Annotated in this window: 2 protein-coding genes and 1 pseudogene; all 3 read left to right on the top strand. The window is 37.8% G+C overall.

Features of this window, described 5'->3' with window-relative positions; all coding sequences use genetic code 11:
- Nucleotides 1-167: 167 nt before the first annotated feature.
- The 3 genes and pseudogenes from matP to Q1A70_RS19850 all read left to right on the top strand — a co-directional run bounded on the left by matP (nt 168) and on the right by Q1A70_RS19850 (nt 1,371).
- On the top strand, nt 168-623 hold the full coding sequence (gene matP / locus Q1A70_RS19860; protein ID WP_299695738.1) for a macrodomain Ter protein MatP: 456 nt from the start codon (nt 168-170) through the stop codon (nt 621-623).
- 23 nt (nt 624-646) lie between these two features.
- Nucleotides 647-936, top strand: a pseudogene (locus Q1A70_RS19855) (DUF3634 family protein); the annotation flags it as partial.
- A gap of 123 nt (nt 937-1,059) precedes the next feature.
- On the top strand, nt 1,060-1,371 hold the full coding sequence (locus tag Q1A70_RS19850) for a hypothetical protein (RefSeq protein ID WP_299695736.1): 312 nt from the start codon (nt 1,060-1,062) through the stop codon (nt 1,369-1,371).
- Nucleotides 1,372-1,547 lie beyond the last annotated feature (176 nt).

The following is a 1,547-nucleotide window of genomic DNA, read 5'->3' as shown; positions in this document are numbered from 1 at the left end:
CAGTGTAATTATCATAGTTCGTAGCATGATCCTGATTTTACTAAAAATCAAGCACCTTCAATGATCACGGGTATAAGTATGATCTTGGTCTATTCTTTCAAGACAGTAATTGTTACTTTACCTATTTTGGGTTACGCTGTCACCAAGATTAAATCTCGAGATTAGACATGAAATATCAGCAACTTGAAAACTTAGAATGTGGTTGGAAATGGAATTACTTGGTCAAAAAATGGAAAGAAGGTGAATCGATCACTTGCCATATTGATTCAAGTGAAGCTGATGTGGCAGTTAAAGCCTTATTGGAGCTTGAACATCAACCAACAGGCGTTCTTGAGTGGATATCTGACCACATGTCTCCAGATCTTGATAACAAACTTAAGCAAGCGATCAGAGCCAAGAGAAAGCGTCACTTCAACGCCGAACAAATTCATACGAAGAAGAAGTCCATTGACCTTGATTATCGCGTATGGGAAAAGCTATCTCAACGTGCGAATGAGCTTGGTTGTACTCTGTCTGATGCCATTGAATACTTAGTGAGTGAAGCATCTCGCAGTGAGCAGGCGAGTAAGACAGTGACCAACCTTAAGGAAGACTTAAGCAAACTCCTTTCTGACGACAAGTAATCATTTATATTAGTGGTGGCATTATGATGTACGTAATTTTAATCGGTGCGGTGTTGGTCTTTTGGTTAGTCGCAATTGACAGACCTGTATTAAAAATTAAGTTTAATAATGGGTCAATAGAGCAGGTTAAAGGGCACCTTCCTCCGAGCTTCAAACATAACTTGCAAGAGATTGGCCACAATAATGCCTTTAACGGCGAACTTAAAGTGTATGCAAAACTTAAGGTTATAACCTTAAGTTTACGAAAGATGTGCCTAAAAGCGTGCAACAGCGTATTCGTAATGTTTTCCCGCATAATAGCTTTAAGTCTAAAGGCTCGAAGAAAGCATAATTGCTAGGAATTACGTCTCGTTTGGTCGTTTGTCATACTTAGTTCATTCTCCCATCGCTTTAATTATTTACATACTATTCTCAATTCTATTAACGAGAGAACAGCATGAGATATCTAATCTTCCTATTGCATTTTGCCCCCCTAATGGTATTCGCCGATGACTCATTGGTAAATCCTGTAGCTAAAAAGATCAAAGCAAGCGTTATAAAGGGACTAAATAAGAGCAGTATTGAAGTTGAGGGTTATTGCGATCTTATGATTGAAATGAGGCATTCTAAAGGCTATGCGAAAATTAAAATGGTCAAAGTATCTGGCGATAGTAAAGTCTGTCGATACGCAAAAAAGCACTTACCCAAAGGAAAGAAATTCAAATACAGCTTCCCTGAAAAGTTTATTCGGATACACATCACTGAGTGACCCTAACGCACTATAACTTAAATGTGTAAATTTAATTGAAACCATTCCGTGAACCAATCTCTCATATCTATTAATATCAGTTATTATAATAAAGGCAAGGTATCGGCGTTTTTCAAGGTAGTTGTCATCATTTGCTTACTTATTAAGCAGCTTCTCTTTCTGGGTTTAGGTGTACT

Origin of the sequence: uncultured Vibrio sp. (genome assembly GCF_947488985.1) — a bacterium.
In the GTDB taxonomy this organism is placed as follows: Bacteria; Pseudomonadota; Gammaproteobacteria; order Enterobacterales; family Vibrionaceae; genus Vibrio.
The sequence above is the reverse complement of the archived record's forward strand: the minus strand, read 5'-3'. Positions and strand labels throughout refer to the sequence as shown.

What these genes read in the sequence shown, in the direction of transcription:
- Q1A70_RS19850 (WP_299695736.1), top strand. Translation starts at nt 1,060, where the DNA reads ATGAGATATCTAATCTTCCTATTGCATTTTGCCCCCCTAATGGTATTC.
- matP (WP_299695738.1), top strand. Translation starts at nt 168, where the DNA reads ATGAAATATCAGCAACTTGAAAACTTAGAATGTGGTTGGAAATGGAAT.